The organism is Micromonospora sp. NPDC006431, assembly GCF_042870725.1.
In the GTDB taxonomy this organism is placed as follows: Bacteria; Actinomycetota; Actinomycetes; order Mycobacteriales; family Micromonosporaceae; genus Micromonospora.
In genome coordinates, this window is sequence record NZ_JBIAHQ010000011.1 from 52,036 (window position 1) to 73,184 (window position 21,149).

Annotated in this window: 17 protein-coding genes, 1 pseudogene and 1 riboswitch; of the genes and pseudogenes, 7 read left to right on the forward strand and 11 right to left on the reverse strand. The window is 72.5% G+C overall.

Annotated elements, in window-relative coordinates; genetic code table 11:
* Nucleotides 1-27 precede the first annotated feature (27 nt).
* The 3 genes from ACFYM6_RS19955 (at nucleotide 28) to ACFYM6_RS19965 (ending at nucleotide 3,175) form a co-directional block, all read left to right on the forward strand.
* Nucleotides 28-813 carry a hypothetical protein gene (locus tag ACFYM6_RS19955; protein ID WP_387277448.1) on the forward strand — a complete coding sequence of 262 codons (786 nt, stop codon included), beginning with the start codon at nucleotides 28-30 and terminating at the stop codon, nucleotides 811-813.
* Nucleotides 814-1,103: 290 nt separating this feature from the next.
* A riboswitch (cyclic di-AMP (ydaO/yuaA leader) is annotated at nucleotides 1,104-1,245 on the forward strand.
* A 201-nt stretch (nucleotides 1,246-1,446) separates the two neighbouring features.
* Nucleotides 1,447-2,304 (forward strand): C39 family peptidase, encoded by an 858-nt coding sequence (locus tag ACFYM6_RS19960; protein ID WP_387277450.1) that lies wholly within the window; start codon nucleotides 1,447-1,449, stop codon nucleotides 2,302-2,304.
* Nucleotides 2,305-2,407: 103 nt separating this feature from the next.
* Nucleotides 2,408-3,175 (forward strand): alpha/beta fold hydrolase, encoded by a 768-nt coding sequence (locus ACFYM6_RS19965; protein ID WP_387277452.1) that lies wholly within the window; start codon nucleotides 2,408-2,410, stop codon nucleotides 3,173-3,175.
* Nucleotides 3,176-3,223: 48 nt separating this feature from the next.
* On the opposite strand, the gene ACFYM6_RS19970 is transcribed toward ACFYM6_RS19965, so the two are convergent.
* From ACFYM6_RS19970 to ACFYM6_RS19990, 5 genes and pseudogenes are all read right to left on the reverse strand, one after another.
* Entirely contained in the window at nucleotides 3,224-4,153 is a 930-nt protein-coding gene (locus ACFYM6_RS19970) for a peptidoglycan-binding protein (RefSeq protein WP_387277453.1), read from the reverse strand.
* A 208-nt stretch (nucleotides 4,154-4,361) separates the two neighbouring features.
* The gene (locus ACFYM6_RS19975; protein ID WP_387277455.1) at nucleotides 4,362-6,077 is read right to left on the reverse strand and encodes a CDP-glycerol glycerophosphotransferase family protein; all 1,716 of its coding nucleotides are present in this window, start codon (nucleotides 6,075-6,077) and stop codon (nucleotides 4,362-4,364) included.
* 173 nt (nucleotides 6,078-6,250) lie between these two features.
* Nucleotides 6,251-7,777: pseudogene (locus ACFYM6_RS19980) on the reverse strand (D-ribitol-5-phosphate cytidylyltransferase); the annotation flags it as partial.
* Between the two features lie 104 nt (nucleotides 7,778-7,881).
* A complete protein-coding gene (locus ACFYM6_RS19985; protein WP_387277456.1) occupies nucleotides 7,882-8,697 on the reverse strand; it encodes an ABC transporter ATP-binding protein in 816 nt (271 codons plus the stop codon).
* Nucleotides 8,690-9,586, reverse strand: coding sequence for an ABC transporter permease (locus ACFYM6_RS19990; RefSeq protein ID WP_387277458.1), 897 nt, complete (start codon nucleotides 9,584-9,586; stop codon nucleotides 8,690-8,692). The genes ACFYM6_RS19985 and ACFYM6_RS19990 overlap by 8 nt, the downstream gene beginning before the upstream one ends.
* 194 nt (nucleotides 9,587-9,780) lie before the next feature.
* On the opposite strand from ACFYM6_RS19990, the gene ACFYM6_RS19995 reads away from it, so the two are divergent.
* The 4 genes from ACFYM6_RS19995 (at nucleotide 9,781) to ACFYM6_RS20010 (ending at nucleotide 15,354) form a co-directional block, all read left to right on the forward strand.
* The gene (locus ACFYM6_RS19995) at nucleotides 9,781-10,416 is read left to right on the forward strand and encodes a TetR/AcrR family transcriptional regulator (RefSeq protein ID WP_357441431.1); all 636 of its coding nucleotides are present in this window, start codon (nucleotides 9,781-9,783) and stop codon (nucleotides 10,414-10,416) included.
* Between the two features lie 85 nt (nucleotides 10,417-10,501).
* The gene (locus ACFYM6_RS20000; protein WP_357441392.1) at nucleotides 10,502-11,611 is read left to right on the forward strand and encodes a DegT/DnrJ/EryC1/StrS family aminotransferase; all 1,110 of its coding nucleotides are present in this window, start codon (nucleotides 10,502-10,504) and stop codon (nucleotides 11,609-11,611) included.
* Nucleotides 11,608-12,636, forward strand: a complete 1,029-nt coding sequence (locus tag ACFYM6_RS20005; protein WP_387277460.1) for a Gfo/Idh/MocA family protein — start codon at nucleotides 11,608-11,610, stop codon at nucleotides 12,634-12,636. The genes ACFYM6_RS20000 and ACFYM6_RS20005 overlap by 4 nt, the downstream gene beginning before the upstream one ends.
* 90 nt (nucleotides 12,637-12,726) lie before the next feature.
* Nucleotides 12,727-15,354 (forward strand): glycosyltransferase, encoded by a 2,628-nt coding sequence (locus ACFYM6_RS20010; RefSeq protein WP_387277462.1) that lies wholly within the window; start codon nucleotides 12,727-12,729, stop codon nucleotides 15,352-15,354.
* Between the two features lie 88 nt (nucleotides 15,355-15,442).
* Here ACFYM6_RS20010 and ACFYM6_RS20015 read toward each other — a convergent pair whose 3' ends face one another.
* The 6 genes from ACFYM6_RS20015 to ACFYM6_RS20040 all read right to left on the reverse strand — a co-directional run bounded on the left by ACFYM6_RS20015 (nucleotide 15,443) and on the right by ACFYM6_RS20040 (nucleotide 21,068).
* On the reverse strand, nucleotides 15,443-15,979 hold the full coding sequence (locus ACFYM6_RS20015) for a hypothetical protein (RefSeq protein ID WP_073839656.1): 537 nt from the start codon (nucleotides 15,977-15,979) through the stop codon (nucleotides 15,443-15,445).
* Entirely contained in the window at nucleotides 15,972-17,213 is a 1,242-nt protein-coding gene (locus ACFYM6_RS20020; RefSeq protein ID WP_387277465.1) for a glycosyltransferase family 4 protein, read from the reverse strand. Before ACFYM6_RS20020 ends, ACFYM6_RS20015 begins: the two co-directional genes overlap by 8 nt.
* A 35-nt stretch (nucleotides 17,214-17,248) precedes the next feature.
* Nucleotides 17,249-18,334, reverse strand: coding sequence for a non-hydrolyzing UDP-N-acetylglucosamine 2-epimerase (wecB, locus tag ACFYM6_RS20025; protein ID WP_387277467.1), 1,086 nt, complete (start codon nucleotides 18,332-18,334; stop codon nucleotides 17,249-17,251).
* 109 nt (nucleotides 18,335-18,443) lie between these two features.
* Complete coding sequence (locus ACFYM6_RS20030; protein ID WP_387277469.1) at nucleotides 18,444-19,217, reverse strand: hypothetical protein; 774 nt, start codon at nucleotides 19,215-19,217, stop codon at nucleotides 18,444-18,446.
* A gap of 11 nt (nucleotides 19,218-19,228) precedes the next feature.
* On the reverse strand, nucleotides 19,229-19,870 hold the full coding sequence (locus ACFYM6_RS20035; protein WP_387277471.1) for a class I SAM-dependent methyltransferase: 642 nt from the start codon (nucleotides 19,868-19,870) through the stop codon (nucleotides 19,229-19,231).
* 31 nt (nucleotides 19,871-19,901) lie between these two features.
* The gene (locus tag ACFYM6_RS20040) at nucleotides 19,902-21,068 is read right to left on the reverse strand and encodes an acyltransferase (protein ID WP_387277473.1); all 1,167 of its coding nucleotides are present in this window, start codon (nucleotides 21,066-21,068) and stop codon (nucleotides 19,902-19,904) included.
* Between the last annotated feature and the right edge of the window lie 81 nt (nucleotides 21,069-21,149).

Genomic DNA, 21,149 nt, shown 5'->3' on the forward strand with positions numbered 1-21,149 from the left:
CCACGTCGTTCCCGTGAGGTGCCGACCATGAAGCAGACTCTTCTCTACCACTTCCTGACCGAGGTTCCCGTGGCCGCCGCCATCTGGTCGGCCCTGCTCGTGCTCGCCCTGGGGGTGCTCGCCGCCCTGGTCGCCCGGCCCGAGCGGGGGACTCCGCCGGATCCCGCCCCCGACCCGGCCGCCGTGGCGGCCGCCCGCCGCGCCGACCTGCGCCGGTACGCCGACGAGGTGGCGGTCGCCGCCGGCGGGGCCAGGCAGACCGCCCGCCGGTGGCGCGAGCAGTGGCTGACCGCGCACGACGAGGTCGACCGGGCCTGGCGGGCGTACGACGAGGCCGAGGCGGCCGCCCGGCGGTTCGCGGGGGCCGCCGTGCTGCCCGAGCCGCGGACGCCCCGGACGCCGGCCGAGTACGCGGCCCGGGAGCGGTGGCTGCACCACGCCGCCATGACGGCGCACTGGCAGGGCGACCTGACCGCCCGGCAGCTCGCGGACGTCCTCGCCGGGCGCAACGGGTGGGACCCGCGCCGGCATCCGGCCGAGCAGGAGATCGCCCTGGCCCGGGTGGTACGCGACGGCCGGCGGGCCCGGTGGCGGGCAGCCGCCGAGCGGGAGCGGCGGGCCTGGCGGGACGCCGAAGTGGCCGCCGAGGCGGCCCGGGTGCTGGCCGTGGAGGCGTACGCGGCCGCCGAGGCGGTGCGCCCCGGAGCGGTCCCGGTACGCCCCGCCGAGGCGGTGACCCAGACCCTCGCCCCGGTGCCGGCCGGCGCGGTCGGGGTGCACCCCGCACGGTGGCGTCCGGCGCGGGTCGGCTGAATCGTTATCCGAATTCGGTGAGCCCGGTCACGGCGACCGGGGAAACGGTCAACCGGATCAGGCCGGGCGATCGAGCCCCGCAATTCCCCTTCGATCCCCACCCGGATGTCCGATAGTCACCCGACGGTTCCCGTTAAAAACGGTCGTCCCATTGAGTCAGGTCAGTGACCGGCTGTTCCGATCTCGGTAACGGTGGTTGACGTTTACGCAGGTGGGCGCGCTTGGCAGGCGGCGTACCCACCGGTAGTGTCAGCGCGTCCGGTGCGGTTTTCGATCGCAAGTGGCGACGCCGCGCCGACCCGCTCAATCGTGATCTCACGAACCGGGGACCCAGTGCAACACCGGGGTGAATCCGCGAGCCGAGGCCCGCGGTAGGGCCTACTTCCCGCCCGAATCCGTCAGCTAACCCGGTAGGCGGCCACGGAAGGAGTTCCAACCTCGTGCGAACCACCCCCCGATCCTCCCCCCGCCTCCACGGCGCCACGGTGCCGGCGCTCGCCTGACCCGCGAGTCCGTTCCGGTAACCGACCCCCGCTGCCCGGTCCGCCGGGCGCTCTTTTCCCGCGGCCACCCGCCCAGGAACGCGCGTGAGCTACTCCGCGCGTCGGGTCGGCGTGTGCCGCTCCGGCCCCCGTGGAGGAACACGTGAAGCACCACCTGAAGCGTCAGCTGCGGCGCCTCGCGACCGAGCGCCCGTACCAGATCGTCGCCGGCTCCGCCGCGGCTCTCGTGCTGGCCGGCGGCGCCAGCGCGGCACTGGCCAGCACGAACGACGCGCCGGTCCGGCAGGAGACCACCGCCGCCGTCGCCGAACTGGCCCCGCGCCTCGGTGACGTCGCCACCCGGAGCGAGGCCCGGGTCGCCGCCCCGTCCCCGACCGCCTCGCCCAGCGCGTCGCCGAGCGGGTCGCCGTCGGCGAAGGCCAGCTCGGCCAAGCCGGACCCGGACGTCACGAAGACCGCGAAGGCGAAGCCGAAGCCGCCGTCGACGAAGGTCCTCGACTACAACTACGAGGCCCAGACCGCCTACTGGAACTGCGGTCCGGCCGCGGTGCGCAACGCGCTGAGCGCGAGCGGCGTCGAGACCACCCAGGACGCGATGGCCGCCCCGCTGAACGCCGGCGAGAACGGCACCAACTCGGCCGAGGACACCACCCGCGGGCTCAACCAGATGGTCAAGGGCAACCCGTACCGGACCCACATGATCCCGGGCCAGGCCGCGACCCCGGCACAGATGGACCAGCTCCAGGCCGACGTGGTCAAGGCGATCACCGACGGCCGCGGCGTGGTGGTCAACATCGCCGGCTCCGCCACCGACACCAACGGCGGCTGGCACTCGTTCCCCGGCGGCCACTACATCGCAGTGGTCGGCTACAAGGACGACGGCCGGACGGTGCGGATCGCCGACTCGGCGAACCCGGCGCTGCCCGAGTACTGGATCACCACCATCGATCTGGCGAACTGGGCCGGCACCCGCGGCTACTCCGCCTGATCCCACCCCGGCACGTCGGGCACCGGCTCCTGGAGCCGGTGCCCGACGTCGTATCCGGGGCCGGTCTCGCGCCTGGTGTCCGTCCGGTGGCACACTGCGCCGTATGGGCGACGAGACGGGTACCCGCCAGCTGCTGCTGCTGCACGGCATGGGCGCCACCGGTGAGGTGTGGCTGCCCTGGGCGCCGCTGCTGGAGCGCCGCTGGGCGGGCCGCTGGCTGGCCCCCGACCTGGCCGGGCACGGCTGGTCGCCGCAGCTGCCGGCGTACTCCTTCGAGGCGCTCGCGGACCGGGTGGTGGCGGGGCTCGGCCCGGTCGCCGACCGGCTCGGCCCCCGGGACCGGCTGGTGGTGCTCGGGCACTCGCTCGGCGGGGTGGTGGCGCTGGCGCTGGCCGCGCGGACGCGGCAGCTTCCGATCGACGGGGTGGTCGGGCTCGGCATCAAGGTCGCCTGGTCGCCGGCCGAGCTGGACAAGGCCCGCGAGCTCGCCCAGCGGCCGGTGACCTGGTTCGCCAGCCGGGACGAGGCCGCCCGCCGTTACCTGCGGGTGGCCGGGCTGGCCGGGCTGTTCGCTCCCGACCATCCGGTGGTGGACGCCGGGCTGCGCCGCGAGGACGGCCGCTGGCGGCTGGCCATGGACCCGGCCGCGTTCGCGGTCGGGGAGCCGCAGCTGCCCGCCCTGCTCGCCGCGACCGATGTGCCGGTGCTGCTGGCCCGGGGGGAGCAGGACCCGATGGTGTCCGACGCGCAGCTCAAGGAGCTGGGCGTGCCGGTGGCGACGCTGCCGGGGCTCGGCCACAACGCGCACGTCGAGGACCCCGCCGTGGTCCTCGACCTGCTCGCGCCGTTCGCGGCGCCCGACGGGCCGTGACGCCGTCGCCCCGCAGGCAGGGCGACGACATCACGACCGCAGGTTGCGTCAGTAGAAGCAGCCGGTGGCGGGCAGGGCGGACGGGGCCGGTGGGGCGACGCCGTCGTAGATGGCCAGCAGCATGTTTTGCGGGCAGCGGTTGGCGCCGTTGACCCGGACCTCCAGGTGCAGGTGGGGGCCGGTCACGTTGCCGGTGGCCCCGGTGTAGCCGAGGACCTGGCCGGCGCTGACCCGGGAGCCGGCCGCGACCGAGCGCGAGTTCAGGTGGCAGTACAGGTAGTAGGCGCCGTCGTCGCCGGTGATGCCGATGCCGATGCCGCAGCTGCCGCCCACGTGCCCGATCGTCCCGGAGGTGATCGCGTACGTGGTCGTGCCGGTCAGGGTGGGCAGGTCGATCGCCGGGTAGTCGTGGTGCGGATCGTCGTACTCGCTGCGGGGCAGCACCGACTTGCCGATGACCAGGCGGTAGTTGCCGCTGCCAGTGCCGCCAGTCAGGTACTGCCAGGTGGTGGTGTCGACCGAGCCGCCGGAAAGGCCACGGGCGGACTTGAAGCTGTTCACGGCATTGGTCGTGGCGGGGCCCCAATCGCCGTCCACGACCAGGTTGTAGCCGTACTTGTTGAGTGAGACCTGCAGCGCGCGGACCGCGTCGTTGTTGGCCCCGGGGCTCAGGGTGACCACCAGCTTGCCCCAGGTCTGCGCCCCGATGACGCCGTCGGCGGATAGGCCGTTGGCCGACTGGAAGGACTTCACCGCCGAGGTGGTGCCGGGGCCGTACTGGCCGTCGACCGTGAGGCTGTAGCCGCGGTGGCGGAGCAGGTACTGGGCGGTGGTGACGTTGGTGCCGGTCGAGCCGTTGCTGAGCAGGGGCCACGCCGGCGCCGCGGCCTGGGCCGCGGCCGGACCGGTCAGTGCGGCCGCCACGGCGAGCGCGAGCGCGCCGAGCCACATGGCGAGCTGACGGAAAACCGTTTTCATAGGTGCTCCTGTGGACGAGGGGTGGCCGGCGTGCGGACGTGCCGCGTCGCCGGTAAGGGGACCGACTACACCGCGTCGGCTGGGCGCCCGGGAGCAAGTATGATGATGAAGATAAATATTTACAATGGTGGATGTATGGCGGTGATTTTCGGCACGCCGATGACCGCTCCGGCCATTGGCGACGGAGCGGTCAGGCGGTGGGGGTGGGTCAGGCGGTGGGGGACAGCGGCGAGCCGTCCGGCGCGACCGCGTCGACGGCGCGCGGGGCCGGCGGGTTCCAGCCCGGTTCGAGCTGCCGGCGGGCGGCGTCGAGGAACGCCTCGGCGTACGAATCGGCGGGGAAGTCGCCCAGGTAGCGGGTGCGGGTGGCCCAGCGGGCCGCGGCCTTCGGGTCGGTGTCGAGCAGCTCGGTCAGCACCTCGTCCACGTTGGACATGTCCCGGCGCAGCACGTAGCCGGAGCCGGCCAGGGGGAACCGGGCGACGAACTCGTCGCCGTCGGCGCCCATGTCGGTCACCGCGTACGGCTTGCCGGAATAGAGGTAGTCGGAGATCACCCCGGAGACGTCCGAGACCAGCGCGTCGGAGCGGTTGACGCAGTCGGTCAGAGTCAGCTCGCGGCTGGCCGCCGCTCCCCACAGGTGCGCCCGGCCGGCCTTCGCCCGGTCTGCGGCGAGCAGCTCGGTGAGCCGGGCCAGCTGTCGCGCCGAGGCCGGGTTCTGCGCCGTGTACGGGTGGTGCCGCAGGATCACCGTGGCGCCCCGGTCCAGCAGCCGGCGGAGCACCGTCTCGGCCACCGGAAGGGAGCAGTAGTTCGCGTCCGCGTGGTGCCCCGTCCAGGTCGGCGTGTAGAGCACCGTCGGGTTGGCCAGGCCCCGGACCGGCTCCCGGCGTACCTCGATCGCCTCCACCTGGGGGCGGCCGACCACGACGAACTTCTCGGCGGGGATCTCCACGCCGGCGCGGGCGTACCGCTCGATCGCGGCCTGCCCGGCCACGAAGATCCGGTCGAAGATCGCCGACACCGGGTTGGCGCTGGGCGCCTTGTCGCTGTCCCCGTGGTGCAGCTGCACGTGGGTCAGGTGGGCGAACCGGATGCAGTGGCTGTTCTTCGCACCGTGGTTGACGTAGAACGCCGCCCGCAGGCTGGGCACCAGGGCCTCGTCCATGGCCTTGAGCGTCGGGCAGAACACCACGGGCGCGCTGGTCGCGGCGGCGATCGCCGGCAGGAACTCCGGCTCCCGCAGCATGACCAGGAACGGCCGGCCGATCCGCTCCAGGTAGGGCAGCCACATGGTGATCTGGTACTCCGACCCGGGCGGGGCGGAGAAGTAGAGCACGAACTCGGGCTGGTGGCGGCGCAGCGCCCGGCCCACCGGCCCGCCCCCGGCCGGCGGCCGGAACCGCCGCCGGGCCAGGTCCAGCCCGACCGCGCCGCACCCGGCCCCGACCAGCAGGGCGGCGACCAGCGCGAGCCAGGCCGGCAGGGCGAGGACGGCGGCCACCGCCACCACGGCGAGCAGCACCAGCAGCGCGTCACCGAGCCGCGCGGCCACCAGCGGTGCCCAGGTGCGGACCGGCAGGTTGGCCGCGCGGATCTCCAGCGCCCCGGCCTCGCGCAGCGGCCCGACCAGCAGCACCAGGCCGAGCAGCACCAGCGCGGTGGCGGCCAGCGCCGGATCGAAGCCGGCGTCGAGGCGGCGGGCGTAGCCGACCAGGATCCCGGCGGCGACCAGCACCGATTCGGCGACGCCGTCGGCGGTGGGCCGTACCCGGCGTTCCCATGCGGCGGCGGCCAGGGCGGCGACCGCGATCGCCAGCCCCCAGCCGGTCGCGCCGGTGAGCGCCACGACGAGGAACGCCAGCACCGCCAGCCCGGTGGTCAGTGCCCGGGCGAGCAGCTTCCGGACCAGGTCACCACGCATCGCTACCGTCCCTCGGTCGTCCGGCCCGGCGTCGAGGCTGCGGGCAGCTGCTCCGACAACTCCAGCTCGGCGCGTCTGGCGCCGCGCCGCGACCTGGAGCCGTCGTCCGACAACTCCAGCTCGGTGGGTCTGGGGTCGCGCCGCGACCTGGAGGCGTCGTCCGACAACTCCAGCTCGGTGGGCCTGGGGTCGCGCCGCGACCTGGAGCCGTCGTCCTCCGGCTGGGCGGGCACCACGGCGACCTGCTCGCCGGCCGGCTGCTCGCCAGGGGCCCGGCGGACGTCGATGACCTGCCCGGTCAGCTCGGAGACGAGCACGTCGAGGGAGGCCTGCGCGACCGCCTCGGCGGAGAGCAGCGTGTGCTCCGGCTCCTCGCCGAACGCCCTGGTACGCATCGGCGTGGCGGTGCGCTCCGGGTTGACGCAGTTGACCCGTACGCCGAAGTCGGCCCACTCGTCGGCGAGCGCCTGGGTCAGGTTGACCAGGGCCGCCTTGGTGGCCGAGTAGAGCGCGTACCGGGCCCGGCCGCGGGTGTACGAACTGGAGGTGTAGAGCAGCAGCTGCCCCTTGGTCTGCCGGAGGTACGGCAGCGACTGCCGGGCGACGGTGACCGGGCCGACGAAGTTGACCTGCAGGAGCCGGTCCATCGTCGCGTCGTCCATCTCGGCGAGGGCGCCCTTCTCCAGGATCCCGGCGGTGACCACCACGTGGTCGATCCGGCCGGTCGCCTCGAAGGCGGTCGTCAGCGCCGCGGCCACGTCCTCGGCCCGCTCCACGTGGGTGCCGGTGGTGGAGCGGCTGAACGGGAAGACCTGGGCGCCGTAGCGGCGGGCCAGCTCGGTGAGGTCGTGGCCGATGCCGTAGCTGCCGCCGAAGACCACGATGGTCCGGCCGGTCAGCTCCTCGGTGTAGCTGCGGTGGTCGCTCAACCGGGGCGCCTGCGCGGCGGCGAGCTGGAAGAGCTTGTCCGCCAGGTGCACGTCGACCGGGTGGGTGACCTTGATGTTCTCGTCCGAGCCGTCGATCACCTTGATCGGCGTGCCGGGGAGATAGCGCAGCACTACGCCGCAGTCGTCGGTGGCGGCGAAGTCCGGGTCGCCCTCGGCCCGCCGGTACGCCTCCCGGATCGTGCCGGACCGGAACGCCTGCGGGGTCTGGCCCCGGCGCAGGGTGGCGCGGACCGGGATGTCGGTGATGCAGTCGTCCTCGTCGACCTGGATGATCGTGTCGGCGGACGGGATGGCCACGTCGACCGCCGAGTACGTCCAGAGGGCGTTCACGCACTCGCGCACGATCCGGGCGCTGACCAGTGGGCGGACCGCGTCATGGAAGAGGACGTTGACATCGCCGGCACCGATCGCGTCGAGCGCGATCCGGGTGGTGTCGTTGCGGGTCTCGCCGCCCTCGATCACCTTGCTGACCTTGTGGAAGCCGGCGTTGGCGACGATCCGCCGGGCTTCCGCCACGTGGCCGGCGGCCATCAGCACGATGATCTCGTCGATCTCCGGCGCGGCCTCGAAGACGGCGAGGGTGTGCTCGACGATCGGCTTGCCCGCGACCTTCAACAGCTGCTTCGGGATGCCCAGCCCGAGGCGGGTCCCGGTCCCCCCGGCGAGGATCACGGCCACCGTCCGCGAGGGGCGCCAGGGTGCCGGGCCGGCCGGCGTGGCATCCGGTGCGGTGGTGCGGTCCTGCGTCATTGCGGTCCTCACTGATCCATGAGCGGTTGGGGTGCGCGGCGTAACGTCCCGACGGCCGGCGTCGCCCGCGAGGGCGGCGCCGGCCGTCGAACCCCGCTGCCGCCTCAGCGGCTGGCCATGTAGTTCTCGTACGCCTTGGTCACCTCGTCGGTGGGGCCGTCCATCCGGATCAACCCCGACTCGAGCCAGATCGACCGCTCGCAGGTGTCCCGGATCGAGCTGATCGAGTGGCTGACCAGGAAAACGGTACCCGCGTCCTCGCGCAGCTGGCGGATGCGCTGCTCGCTGCGCCGGCGGAACCGGGAGTCGCCGGTGGCGAGGGCCTCGTCGATCAGCAGGACGTCGTGCCGCTTGGCGGCGGAGATCGAGAAGCGCAGCCGGGCCTGCATGCCGGAGGAGTACGTCCGCATCGGCAGGGAGGCGAAGTCGTCGCGCTCGTTGATCCCGGAGAAGGCGAGGATCTCGGAGGTGGCCTTCTTGACCTGCTCCGGGCTCATGCCCATGGCCAGGCAGCCGAGTACGACGTTGCGCTCGCCGGACAGGTCGCCGAGCAGCGCGGCGTTGACGCCGAGCAGGGAGGGCTGGCCCTGGGTGTAGATCGCGCCCCGGTTGACCGGCATCAGCCCGGCGATGGCCCGCAGCAGGGTCGACTTGCCGGAGCCGTTGCTGCCGATCAGGCCGACCGCCTCACCCCGGTAGGCGGTGAAGCTGACGCCCTTGACCGCGTGCACCTCCCGCAACGTGGGCTTCTGGGGCTGGCGGCGGACGATCCGTCGCAGCGCCGCCACCGGGGACCCGGCACTACCCGTGCCGGCGCCGTAGATCCGGTAGATGAGGTGGGCGTCGTCCACGATCACCGTGGGGATCCGCTCGCCAACGGCCGTGGTGGCCACGTTGGCGGGTACGTTCAGCTCAGCCACGACCGTACTCCTGTTCGCCGCGCCAGAAGTAGATGAAACCGCCCACGCCCATCACGACCGCCCAGGCGATCGCCAGCAGCCACAGCCTGGGCGCCGACGAGGTGAGGATGGTGTTCTCCAGCAGGGCGTGCCGGACCAGCTCGATGTAGATCAGCAGCGGGTTGACGTTCACCAGGTGGGCCAGCACCGCCGGGAGGTTCTGCTCGAACGCCTTCACGCTGTAGAGCACGCCGGAGCCGTACATCCAGGTCCGCATGACGAACGGCATGATCTGCTTCATGTCGGTCAGCTTGGACCCGAGCCGAGCCAGCACCATGGCCAGGCCGGCGTTGAAGATCGTCATCAGCACCATCGCCGGGATCACCAGCAGCCAGTCCAGGGTGATCGGCTCGCCGGTGACCAGCACGATCACCACCAGCACGGCCATCGCGTAGAACAGGTTGCGCAGCTGGGTGAGGGTCACCGCGATGGGCAGGCTGGCGCGCGGGAAGTGCAGCGCCCGGATCAGCCCGAGGTTGCCGGTGATCGCTGAGGTACCGCCGAGGATGACCAGCTGGGCGAAGTTGAAGACGAACACGCCCACGCAGAGGTACGCGATGAAGTTCGGCACGTTCCTGCTCGTGCCGATGATGATGCCGAAGATCAGGTAGTAGACCGCCGCGTTGGTCAGCGGGGTCAACACCTGCCACATCTGGCCCAGTCGGGCCTGACTGAACGCGGAGACCGCCTTGGCGTTGGCGTATGTGGTGATGAAGTGCCGGTAGAACCACACTTGCTTCACATACGCGGCCAGGGTCGGCCGCGCGCCGGCGACGGACAGGCCGTGCCGGGCCGCGAGCTGTGCCCGGGTCAGTCCTGAGTCGGCGTCGGCCACCGCCGTGTTGGCCATGGGTAGGCGCTCCGATCTCTTGTGCGTTGGGAAGATCCGCGACGGCAGAGAGCGGGGGGCACGGGGGGTGCGGATCGCCGCTCCGTCGATGCGTGGACGGTAGTTCAAAACACGTCGGGACGCAACCGTACCGTCGCTGCGGTACATTGTCCCACGTGACGACCGAGAAGAGGCGTGCTCCCGCCGGAGCGGCGGTGTTGCGAGATGAGATCACCACGGCCATCCGCGGCGCCGTCATGCAGGAACTCGCCGCGGTCGGCTATGGAAGGCTCTCCATCGAGGCGGTGGCCCGCCGGGCCGGAGTGAGCAAGACCGCCATCTACCGGCGCTGGAGTTCGAAGCTGGAGCTGGTGCTGGAGATCGTCTCGTCGGCGGCGGGGCGAAGCCTGCCGTTGCCGGACACCGGCGACCTCCGCACCGACCTGGAGATGCTGTTCCTGATCATGTCCCGGGCGCTGCGGCACCCGCTCGCGGCGCAGATCATCCCCGACCTGCTGGCCGAGGCCGCCCGCAACCCGCGCATCGCCCAGACCCTGGAGGAGGCTCTCCGGGGCAACCAGCGCGACGTCGGCGGCCAGCTCATCGGCCGGGCGATCGAGCGTGGCGAGCTCGGCCCCGACACCGATCTCGACCTGGCGGTCGACCTCATCGTCGGCCCGCTGTACTGGCGGCTCGCGGTGTCCCGGGCCCCCCTGTCCGCGGAGGATTTGCCCCGACTGGCGGCCGTTGTCGCCACCGCACTGGAGGTAGCATGCCAACCGGCAGTCCGGACAGAACCGGACGTTCACCTATCCCCCATGACCGTGGCCATCGATCCCATCGGGTCATGACCGCTTCCGTACCCCTAAGTCCGGTCTCTGGTGGACCGGCTAGCATCGCGTCCCGAACGAGCTCCCTGTTGACAGGAGGAAGCCCATGTCTGGGCTGAACGCAGAATTCATCCCCCCAGCCCGGCCGGTGATCGGTGAGGCCGAGATCGAGGCGGCTGTCCGGGTGCTGCGCAGCGGCCTGGTGGTGCAGGGGCCGGAGGTCAAGGCGTTCGAGGAGGAGTTCGCCGAGCTGGTCGCCGGTCGGCACTGCGTCGCGGTGAACTCCGGCACCTCGGCGCTCCAGCTGACCCTGATGGCGCTCGGATTCGGCCCCGGTGACGAGATCATCGTTCCCTCGTTCTCTTTCGCCGCTAGCGCGAACGCCGTCCGTCTGGTGGGCGCCGAGCCGGTCTTCGTCGACATCGAGCCCGGCTCCTTCTGCGTCGACCCGGAGGCCGTGGCCGCCGCGGTCACCCCGCGCACCGTGGCGATCATGCCGGTGCACCTCTACGGTCACCCGGCCGCGATGGACCGCATCATGCAGATCGCCGAGCGGCACGGCCTGGCCGTGGTCGAGGACGCCGCCCAGGCGCACGGCGCCGCACTCGACGGGCAGCCGGTGGGCGCGTTCGGCACCGCGGGTTGCTTCAGCTTCTACCCGACCAAGAACATGCACTCGCTCGAGGGCGGCATGATCACCACCGCCGATCCCGAGCTGGCGCGGACCCTGCGCCTGCTGCGCAACCAGGGCATGGAGCAGCGGTACGCCAACGAGATCGTCGGTGCCAACATGCGGATGACCGACGTGGCGGCGGCCATCGGCCGGGTGCAGCTGCGCCAGCTTCCGGAGTGGACCGAGCAGCGGCGGGCGAACGCGAAGTTCCTCGACACCAACATCACCGGCATGGTGACCCCGCCGGTGGCGGACAACGCGAAGCACGTGTACCACCAGTACACGGTCCGGACCCAGGGCAACCGGGACGCCGCCCAGCGGCGCCTGACCGAGCTGGGCATCGGCAACGCGGTCTACTACCCGACCCCGATCCACCGGCTCAAGCCGTACCTGACCGAGGACGGCAAGCCCGGCCCGTGGGACCTGCCGGAGACCGAGCGGGCCGCCGCCGAGGTGATCTCGCTGCCGGTGCACCCGGCGCTGAGCCCGGCCGACCTCGAGCGCATCGCCGAGGGCGCGAACCTCGCCGGGGGTGCCCGATGAGCGAGGGACGTAAGTTGCGCGCCGGCCTGATCGGCCTCGGCGCGATGGGCCGCAACCACGCCCGGGTCCTGTCCGGCCTGGACGGTGTGGACCTGGTCGGCATCGTCGACCCCGCCGGCGACGTCACCGGTACGCTGCGCGCGCCGGTCGTGCCCGAACTGGACGAACTGCTGGCCATGGGCATCGACTACGCGGTGGTCGCCTGCCCGACCGCACTGCACGAGCAGGTCGGCCTGGAGCTGGCCCGCAACGGCGTCGGCGCGCTGATCGAGAAGCCGTTGGCCCAGTCGGTAGAGGCCGCGGGCCGGCTCGTCGAGGCGTTCGAGACCGCCGGCGTGGTGGCCGGGGTCGGCCACATCGAGCGGTACAACCCCGCCCTGCAGAACCTGCGCCTGCGCCTGGAGGCGGGGGAGCTGGGCGAGGTGTTCCAGGTCGTCACCCGGCGGCAGGGCCCGTTCCCGCACCGGATTGCCGACGTCGGCGTGGTGATGGACCTCGCCACCCACGACATCGACCTCACCAGCTGGGTCACCGGGCAGGAGTATGCCGCCGTCTCGGCGCGGACGGTCTCCCGCAGCGGTCGGCTGCACGAGGACATGGTCGCCGTGGTCGGCCAGCTCGCCGACGGCACGATGGTCAACCACCTGGTCAACTGGCTGAGCCCGCTCAAGGAGCGGTCCACTGTGATCACGGGTGACCGGGGCTGCTTCGTGGCCGACACCCTCACCGCGGACCTGACCTTCTACGCCAACGGCGCCATCGACACCGAGTGGGAGGCGCTGCGCGCCTTCCGCGGGGTGGCCGAGGGTGACATGGTGCGGTACGCCATCCCGAAGCGGGAGCCGCTGCTGGTGGAGCACGAGCGCTTCCGGGACGCGGTCGAGGGCAAGGAGAGCGACATCGTGACCCTCCGGCAGGGTCTGCGGACGGTCCAGGTCGCGGCAGCGCTGCTGTCCTCCGCGGCGGACGGCAGCACGGTTGACGTGTCGTCGCGCGACGTTCCGGCCGTGCCGGCCGCTGTCTGACGATCCTGGCAGCGCGGTGGGCGGCCCCCGGTGGGCGGCCCACCGCGCGGCTCGTACCGACTGAGCCACACGACTCCTGGAGGACATGGAATGGAACCGTCCGCCCGCCGGCCGCGGCTGGCGGTGATCGTCGGAAACGGCATCACCGGGGACTCCCGCGTGCAGAAGACCGCGCTCGCCGCCGCGCGTGCCGGTTGGGACGTGACTCTCATCGGTGCCGGGGGACGGGTCCGCCCTCAGCGCTCGATGATGGGTCCCGTCGAGGTCGTGCGGCTGCCCGTCGGCAGCCACATGCGGGAGCGCGCGAAGGGCCACCGGATCCGGCGGAAGATCACCCAGTTCGGCATCGCCGACAAGTCCAGCCTGGCTCGCCGCCGGGCGGCCCACCAGGCGTGGGTACGCCAGGTGACCGCGCGGATCGGCTGGCTCCGCGACGACCAGCACCGCCCCCAGGCGATCTCCCCGATCGCCTACCCGGCGAGCCGGGCGCTGGGTGCGATGGTCAAGGCCAGCCGCGCGGTGCACCAGTTCCGGGTGCGGGCGTTCCAGTGGGAGCAGCGGCACACGCCCGCTCCGACCGGCAACTGGCGCCGCGACTACCCGTTCCTGCTCGACCTCGACCTCGCCTTCGGGCCGGTGATCGAGGAGCTCAAGCCGGATCTGATCCACGCCAACGACATCACCATGATCGGCACGGCCGCGCTCAGCGTCGCCCGGATGCGGGCGCGTGGCGAGAAGGTGGCCTGGCTCTACGACGCGCACGAATACGTCAGCGGCGTGGACTGGCCCAAGCCGGAGCAGGCGAGCGCGTACATCGCGTACGAGAAGGAGTTCATCAACTTCGCCGACGCGGTGGTCACCGTCTCCCCGGAGATCGCCGAGCTGCTGCGCGACGACTTCCAGCTGCCCGAGACCCCGCTGGTCGTGCGCAACACGCCGATCCGGGAGACCATCGGCGTCAGCGCCAACCCGCCCTCCGTACGGCAGGCTTGCGGGCTGGCACCCGAGGTGCCGTTGCTGGTCTACTCCGGCTGGCTCGCCGCCGAGCGCGGCCTCGGCACGGCGGTCACCGCCCTGCCGGAGCTTCCGGAATTCCACCTGGCCATCGTCTCCGGCCGCAACAGCCCGGAGCGGGAGCTGCTGCTGGAGCGGGCGCAGACGCTCGGGGTACGGCAGCGCGTGCACGTCGTGCCGTACGTGCCGCAGCATGCGGTCCCGGACTACCTCTCCACCGCCGACCTGGGGCTGATCTGCTCCCAGCGGACTCTCAACTACGAGATCTCGCTCCCCACGAAGCTGGCCGAGTACCTGCACGCCGGTCTGCCGGTCGTCGCCAGCGACGTCAAGACGCTCGGCGCGTATGTCAACCAGCACAAGGTCGGGGCGGTTTTCACCGCCGACGACCCGGTGAGCTTCGCCGCTGCCGTCCGGGACGCCTTCGCCCACCGGTCGGAGCTGGTCGGCAACATCACCGAGCCGATCCTGCACGACCTCTCCTGGGAGCAGCAGTGCGACGGGCTGCTGGAGCTCTACCGCCGGATCTCGCCGGTGGCGCCGCCCACCGAGGGGCGGTCGGACGTCTCCTGGGCGGTGGACGAGCGTCCGGTCACCGCGGCGGCGACCGTCGACACGAGTGCCCCGCCGACCGCCCTGCCCACCTGGCGCAAGCTGGACGTGACCCGGGTACGGCTCGGCCTCGGCCCGGCGAACTACGCCGGCCAGGCGGCCGCCTTCGCCCAGGCCATCTGCCGGGACAACCCGGACGTGTCGGCCGAGGTCCTGATGCGCAAGACCTCGCCGACTCTGATCTACCCGGCCGACGTCTACCTCGACCCGGAGCGACTGCTGCACGATCTCGACGTGCAGGTCGAACAGCTGCACCGGGTGATCGGCCGGTACACCCACCTGGTGGTGGACGCGTTCCTGCCGATCTTCGGTTCGCTGAACGGCGACAACATCGAGTACGACCTGCCGGCGCTGCGCCGAGCCAAGATCAAGGTGGCCCTGCTCGCGCACGGCAGTGAGGTCCGGCACCCGCTGCGCCACATGGAGCGGCACGAGGACTCGCTCTTCTTCGACGCGCCCGCCGGGTACGTCGAGCGATTCACCGCCCGGTCCGAACGCAACCGCAGGGTGGCGGAGGAGTCGGGCCTGCCGCTCTTCGTCACGACCCCGGATCTGCTCGACGACCTGCCCTGGGCCACGTGGGCGCCGCTCGTGGTCGATCTGGAGGCGTGGGCCTGCGACGAACCGGTGATGCAGCGGTCCTGCCCGGTCGTCCTGCACGGCCCCTCGAAGCGGTGGACCAAGGGCACCGACCGCATCCTGCCGGTGCTCAACAGCCTGCACGACTCCGGCGCCATCGAGCTGCGGCTCGCCGAGGGCGTGCCGTGGGCCGAGATGGTGGAGATGGTCAAGGGCGCGGACATCGTGGTGGACCAGATCACCACGGGCAGCTACGGCACCTTCGCCGTCGAGGCGATGGCGGCCGGCAAGCCGGTGGTGGCGTACCTCGCGCCGAGTGTGGAGCACACCGTCGGCGAGCGGCCGCCGATCGTGAACGCCACCGGCAAGACCCTCCAGTCGGTGCTGGAGGGGCTGCTCGCCGACCGGGAGGGCACCGCCGAGCTGGGCCGGCGCGCGGTTGACTACGTGCGCCGGGTGCACGACGGCCGGCGTACCGCCCGGGCCTTCGAGGAGTTCCTCGGCCAGGCCTGACCACAAGAGCCGGAAAGGCAAACCGGCCGGTGCCCCTCAGGGGCACCGGCCGGTCGTGTCGTACGCCCCCCGCAGACGACCGCGGGGGTCAGCTGGGGGCGGCCGGAGTGAGGTAGGGCAGGCCGTAGCCGACCCGGAGAGCCGGGGATTGCCGGACGATCCGTGCGGCCAGCGGGATCGAGGCCGGGTCGGCGACCACGAGGAGATCCGCCGCGGTCTCGGTGACCACCCGTTCGGCCAGCCGCTGCGGCACCAGGTCGTTGCGCAGCCGGTGGTACGCCGGCAGGAAGACGCGCCGGTGCACCCGGTCGGCGATCCGCCGCTCGTACGCCCGCCCGGCCCGCTTCGTCCACCCGGCCAGGCGACCCCGACCGACCGCCCGGAAGGCGAGCCGGGGAGCGCGGTACAGCACCGCCCGCTCGACGCGCAGCGGAAGGCGACGCCCCTCCAGCTCGGTCAGGTCGACCACCCGGACACCCGGCGCGAAGCGCTCCCGGCGCCAGTCCGCCGCCGAGGTGATCAGCACCGTGACCCGGCCGCCGCGCGCGACGACCTCGGCCGCGTCCTCCACGACGGCCCGCTTCCGGGTGGCCCCGAGGGCCAGGATGAGCACCTGCTCAGTCATCGATCCGTCCACCCAGTCCCGCCTGCACCGCGCCCGCCACGGAATCCCCCGCCGAGAACCACACCCGGTCATGGGCGCGGGCCACCGCCGGGTAGCTGTACCGGGCGGCCAGCTCCCGCTGGGCGCCCGCCAGGTCGAGCCGGTCGAACCGTTCGCGCAGCCGCCAGTAGCCGGCGATCAGGGCTTCGGAGCCCTCCTCCACATCGACCAGTTCGGCGGCGGCGTCCTCGACCCCGGCCAGGGTCTCCTCCGGACCGCCGCACCGGGTCACCAGCACCGGCAGGCCGGCGGCCACCGCCTCGACCACGGTCATCCCGAACGTCTCGAACCGGCTCGGATGGACCAGCAGGTCGTGCTCGCGCATCAGCGCCAGGGCCCGGTCCGGCGGCACCGCGCCGGTGAAGGTCAGCGCGTCGGCCACGCCGAGTTCCTCGGCGCGCTGTTGGAGCTGGCCGCGTAGCTCACCCTCGCCGACGAAGGTGAGGGTCAGCTCCGGGTCCCGGGCCCGGCAGGACGCGAATGCCTCCAGCAGCCAGCGCACCCCCTTCCGGGGGATCAGTCCGCCGACGAAGAGCCAGCGGCGCAGCGCGGTGACGGGCGCAGCGCGCTGCTGGTCGAAGGAGATCGGATTGGGCAGGTAGCCAACCCGGTCGGCGTGCTGCGGGAAGGCTTCGACCAAGGGCCGCCGGACGGCCTCCCCGACCGCGAACACCCCGGCACACCGCTGCAGCAGCTCCTCGTACATCGCGCGGGCCTCGGGCTGGGCCAGCACCAGGTCGAGGAAGGTGGCGTGCTCGGTGACGAACACCCGGGCGTCGGGCCGGGCGTTGCGCAGCGCCGCCCACCCGCCGGGCAGCCCGACGTGGGCGTGCACCACGGGCGCGTCGATCGGCTGGCCGCCGAGCACCGACCGCAGGGTCTCCTCGTGCCGCCGGGCGATGGCGGCGTAGTCGGTGGTGACCGGCAGCGGCACCGGGAGGTGCACCAGCTCCGCCCCGCCCACGGTTCGCCCCGGGTGTACCGCGTGCGCGATCAGTTCCCGGTAGCCCTGATCGACGGCGTCGCTGGTGTCCGGTGGCAGCCGGTGGCCCCACTCCTCGCAGTGGTAGAGCCGTACCCGGTCGTGGCCCGGAGCCGTCGCCTCGACCATCGCCTGCACGAAGGCGCCCAGGAAGGGGCGTTGCCGGGTTGGGTACCAGGGCGTCACGATCGCCACGTTCGCTGGTCCGGACACGGGCTCTCCTCCCGCTCGCTCAGTGCCCGTCACGGTCAGAGATGCTGCTCGAGCAGCTGGACGACCCGCTCCGCGGCGTGGCCGTCACCGTACGGGGTGCCGCGCGGGGCGTCGGGGGCCGGTCGGCTCACCGTCGTCGCCCAGGCGCCGGGGTCCAGCAGGTGCGGGTCGGGCACCAGCCGGTTCCAGTCGCCGGCGAGGGTCTCCACCCACTCCGTCTCGCCGCGCAGCGTGGTGCATGGCCGCCCGAGCAGGTACGCCTCCTTCTGCAGGCCGCCGGAGTCAGTCACCACGCCGGCGGAGCCGAGCACCGCGCTGACCATCCCGGCGTAGCCGAGGGGTCGGCCGGCCCGGATCGAGCCCTGGTCGAGCTTCAGCCCGTACGCCTCCGCGCGGGACACCAGCCGCGGGTGGGCCAGCAGCGCGACCGGCACGGGGGCCGCGGCCAGGGCCCCGAGCAGGGCGGCCAGCCGCTGCGGATCGTCGGTGTTCTCCGCGCGGTGCAGCGTGGCCAGCAGGTACGGCTCGGCGGGGTCGATCCCCTCGGGCAGCTCCGGGGCCGTCGGCCCGCCGGCCAGCACGGCATCCCGGATGCGCAGGCAGACATCGACCATCACGTCGCCGGCCAGCACCGACCGCGCGGCGAGGCCCTCCGCCGCGAGGTGCCGCATGGCCTCCTCGGTCGGCGCGAGCAGCAGGTCCGCCGCGTGGTCGGTGAGCACCCGGTTGTGCTCCTCCGGCATCCGCCGGTTGAACGAGCGCAGCCCCGCCTCCAGGTGGGCCACCCGCAGGTGCTGCTTGACGGCCGCGACGGCGCCGGCAAGGGTCGAGTTCGTGTCGCCGTACACGAGCACCCAGTCCGGGTTCTCCTCGGCCAGCACCGGGTCGATCGCGGCCAGCACCCCGCCGGTCTGGGCGCCGTGGCTGCCCGACCCGATCCCGAGGTGGACGTCCGGATCCGGGATGCCCAGCCCGGAGAAGAACACGTCGGACAGGTCGGCATCGTAGTGCTGGCCGGTGTGCACGATGACGTGCTGGTGCCCGGTGTCCCGGAACGCGGCCGCAATTGGTGCGAGCTTCACCAGCTGAGGGCGGGCACCGACGACACTGACTACCTTCACGGCATGTTCTCCCGATTCTTCTGACCTGCTGCGACGGCTGTGGGAACGCGGTGCCCGGCACGGGCGGCGAAACCGGGCCCGATTCGCCCCGGCCTGGGCTCTGGACACCTTACTTCGAGCCGGGCCCGGATCCGAAGAATCCCTCGTCCGGCTCCGGCGGCGCCCCTTCGCCCGGGTACCGGTCCGTGTCTTCCGCCGGGGCCCCGACGGTCGCCCGGCGGGCCAGTTCGCGTTCCAGCTCCGCCAGCCGGGCGTCGCGCTCGTCGAGCCGCTGCCGCTGGCGCTCGACCTGCTCCTCCAGCTCGCGCAACCGCCGTCGCACCGCCCGGGTCACCAGGCCGGTGAGCCGGTGCTCGTTGGCCATGCGCAGCACCGTCCGCAGCTCGTCGGCCGGTTCGGGGACGGGGTGCGCGGCCCGCCGGGCGACCGTCATGTCGACAAGGTGCCCACGCTGCGGCAGCGGACGGTCGACCCGCTGCACGACGACGGCGGCGGAAACCCCGCGGATCCCCGCGATGCCCAGCGGTATCGCGTCCACGACCTGGCATCGGGCCGCCACCATCGGCCCGACCAGCAGGTGGACCGGCAGCTCGTCGACCGGCCAGGCGAGCAGCAGGACTCCCCGGGTTCCGGCGGCCGCCCCGGCGAGCGCCGCCGCCACCTCTGAGGGCTGGAGGTGCACCGTCGGCTCCGGCCCGAGCAGGCCGACCAGGAGCCGGTCCGGGGTGCGGACCAGCTCGGCGGCGTCGGTGACCGGGCACCGGCGGTGGCTGACGTCGTCGGGAAGGGCGTACCGCGCCGCCAGGTCGACCCCCTCGCGGCTGACGTCGACGACCTCCCGGACGCCGCTGAGGTGCAGCGCCAGGACCTCGGGCAGACGCATGGTTGGCCCCCTCAGTGCTCTCGGGTGAAGACGTGGAACCCGATCGGGTTCTGCCGGAACGCGTACGGCCGCCAGCCGTCGGAGCGCAGGCCGCACTCGCTCAGCAGCGGCAGGTAGCGGTTGATGCCCCGGACGACCTGGTAGTCGCCGTACACCCGGTCGCCCGGTTCCCCCCAGTCGCTGACCACCAGCCGTCCGCCCAGCCCCACCAGTGAGGCGAGGTTACGCACCGATCGTTCCCACTCGTCGTCGGCGAGAACATGGAACAGCACGTCGACCGCCAGGACCACGTCGTAGAGCCAGGGGCTGCGCCACTGGGACAGCGGGGAGACGTGGAACCGGGCCGGGCCGCCCCGGTCCCGGCAGTACGCGATCGCGCTCTCGCTGGCGTCGATGCCGTCGACCTGGTGGCCGAACTGGGCGAGTTGCCGGCTGAACCAGCCCTTCCCGCAGCCGGCGTCGAGCAGGTACAGCGGTGCCACCGGATCGGCGTTGTGCCCGATGATGTCCAGCAGCAGCCCGAGCCGCAGGATGTAGAACATCCGGTTCGTGCCCTCGTCGTACGACATGTCGCCGCCCGAGCGCAGGTAACCCTCCGTGAGGTGCCGCCGGTTCCAGTAGGCGGCGTTCTCCTCTGGCGACAGCAGCGTCATCGCGTCGCACCGCCCACCATCGTGGCCCGCCTCAGAAGACGGCCCGGATGTACGGGATCCGGGCCGCTCCGAGCGAGATCGCGAACGAGGTCACCAGCACCACCGCGAAGGTCCCCAGCATCAGCGGCAGGGACGCGCCCGCGGCGATGGCCGGCACGCTGAACCGGAGCACCTCGAAGACAAGCAGGTGGACGAGGAACACGCCGAAGGACGCCTCGGAGAGCCGGACCAGCCACCGGCCGACGCGGGGGGAGGGCTCCCGCTGGTCGCCGAGGGTCACGCCGACCAGGAAGATGCAGATGGTGGCCGCGGCGACGCTCGCCCCCAGGTAGCCGATCGGCATCAGGGTCTGCAGCAGTGGTCGCTCCGCCCGGGTGCCCCACTGCCACACCCCCTCGGCGAGCAGGGCGAGCCCGGCGACGGACGCCAGCACCAGGCCGCGCCGGCCCAGCCGGACCGTGCGCAGCGCCCACCCGGCGACGAAGTAGCCCACGTACGGCCACCACAGGGTGAGCGCGCCGAGGTGGATCGGCCGGGGCGCGCCCAGCCGGGCGGCGATCGCGGATCCCAGGAAGGCGATCACGGTGAACCCGAGCGCCACGCCCGCGAGGATCAGCGCCCGCCGCCGGCCGCCGTCGCGCAGGAAGGCGACGAGCACCGGCGCCACCAGATACAGCCCGGCGATCAGCCAGAGGAAATAGAGCGCGGTGAAGACCCGGGCGTCGAACAGCAGGACGCCCAGGCCCTCGATGGTGAGCCGTTCGCCGCGCAGCCCCATCCGGGCCACCACCAGGTAGACAACGTGCCAGACCACCAGGGCGGGGAGGATCCGGACGAAACGCTTGCGATAGAAGGCGCCGGGTCCGGCGGCGTGTGCGCGCGGGGAGAGGGTGAGCGCGCCGCTGATCATGACAAACAGGGGCACGGTCCAGATCGCCCCGATGTCGATGCCGGCCGCCAGCCACCACTCGACCGTGCCTCGCAGCTCGTCGTGGCCCAGCACCATCCCGACCGTGTGGATCGCGACCACACCAGAGATCGCCAGGATCCGGAGCACGTCGAGGGAGTACTGGCGGGTGGGGCGTCCGGCCTCGACCGGCGGGGTCCCGGCGGAGCCGGTCGAGGGGGCGGGGGATCGACGGTCGCGCTCGGGAACGCTACGAGGAGCCGCCGTGGCGGCCTGCGCGGGAACACTCACCCGGCCCATCGTAGTGAGGGGTCGGGCTGCCCCGTTACGACGCCTAACTGTCCGATCGTCCGATGTCCGCGAGGCATCCTC

Excerpts from the sequence above, each read along its gene's own strand:
- ACFYM6_RS19955 (WP_387277448.1), top strand. The coding sequence starts at position 28 with ATGAAGCAGACTCTTCTCTACCACTTCCTGACCGAGGTTCCCGTGGCC.
- ACFYM6_RS20010 (WP_387277462.1), top strand. The coding sequence starts at position 12,727 with ATGGAACCGTCCGCCCGCCGGCCGCGGCTGGCGGTGATCGTCGGAAAC.
- ACFYM6_RS19990 (WP_387277458.1), bottom strand. The coding sequence starts at position 9,586 with ATGGCCAACACGGCGGTGGCCGACGCCGACTCAGGACTGACCCGGGCA.
- ACFYM6_RS19975 (WP_387277455.1), bottom strand. The coding sequence starts at position 6,077 with ATGCGTGGTGACCTGGTCCGGAAGCTGCTCGCCCGGGCACTGACCACC.
- ACFYM6_RS19965 (WP_387277452.1), top strand. The coding sequence starts at position 2,408 with ATGGGCGACGAGACGGGTACCCGCCAGCTGCTGCTGCTGCACGGCATG.
- ACFYM6_RS20005 (WP_387277460.1), top strand. The coding sequence starts at position 11,608 with ATGAGCGAGGGACGTAAGTTGCGCGCCGGCCTGATCGGCCTCGGCGCG.
- ACFYM6_RS20035 (WP_387277471.1), bottom strand. The coding sequence starts at position 19,870 with ATGACGCTGCTGTCGCCAGAGGAGAACGCCGCCTACTGGAACCGGCGG.
- ACFYM6_RS19970 (WP_387277453.1), bottom strand. The coding sequence starts at position 4,153 with ATGAAAACGGTTTTCCGTCAGCTCGCCATGTGGCTCGGCGCGCTCGCG.
- ACFYM6_RS20015 (WP_073839656.1), bottom strand. The coding sequence starts at position 15,979 with ATGACTGAGCAGGTGCTCATCCTGGCCCTCGGGGCCACCCGGAAGCGG.
- ACFYM6_RS20000 (WP_357441392.1), top strand. The coding sequence starts at position 10,502 with ATGTCTGGGCTGAACGCAGAATTCATCCCCCCAGCCCGGCCGGTGATC.
- ACFYM6_RS20030 (WP_387277469.1), bottom strand. The coding sequence starts at position 19,217 with ATGCGTCTGCCCGAGGTCCTGGCGCTGCACCTCAGCGGCGTCCGGGAG.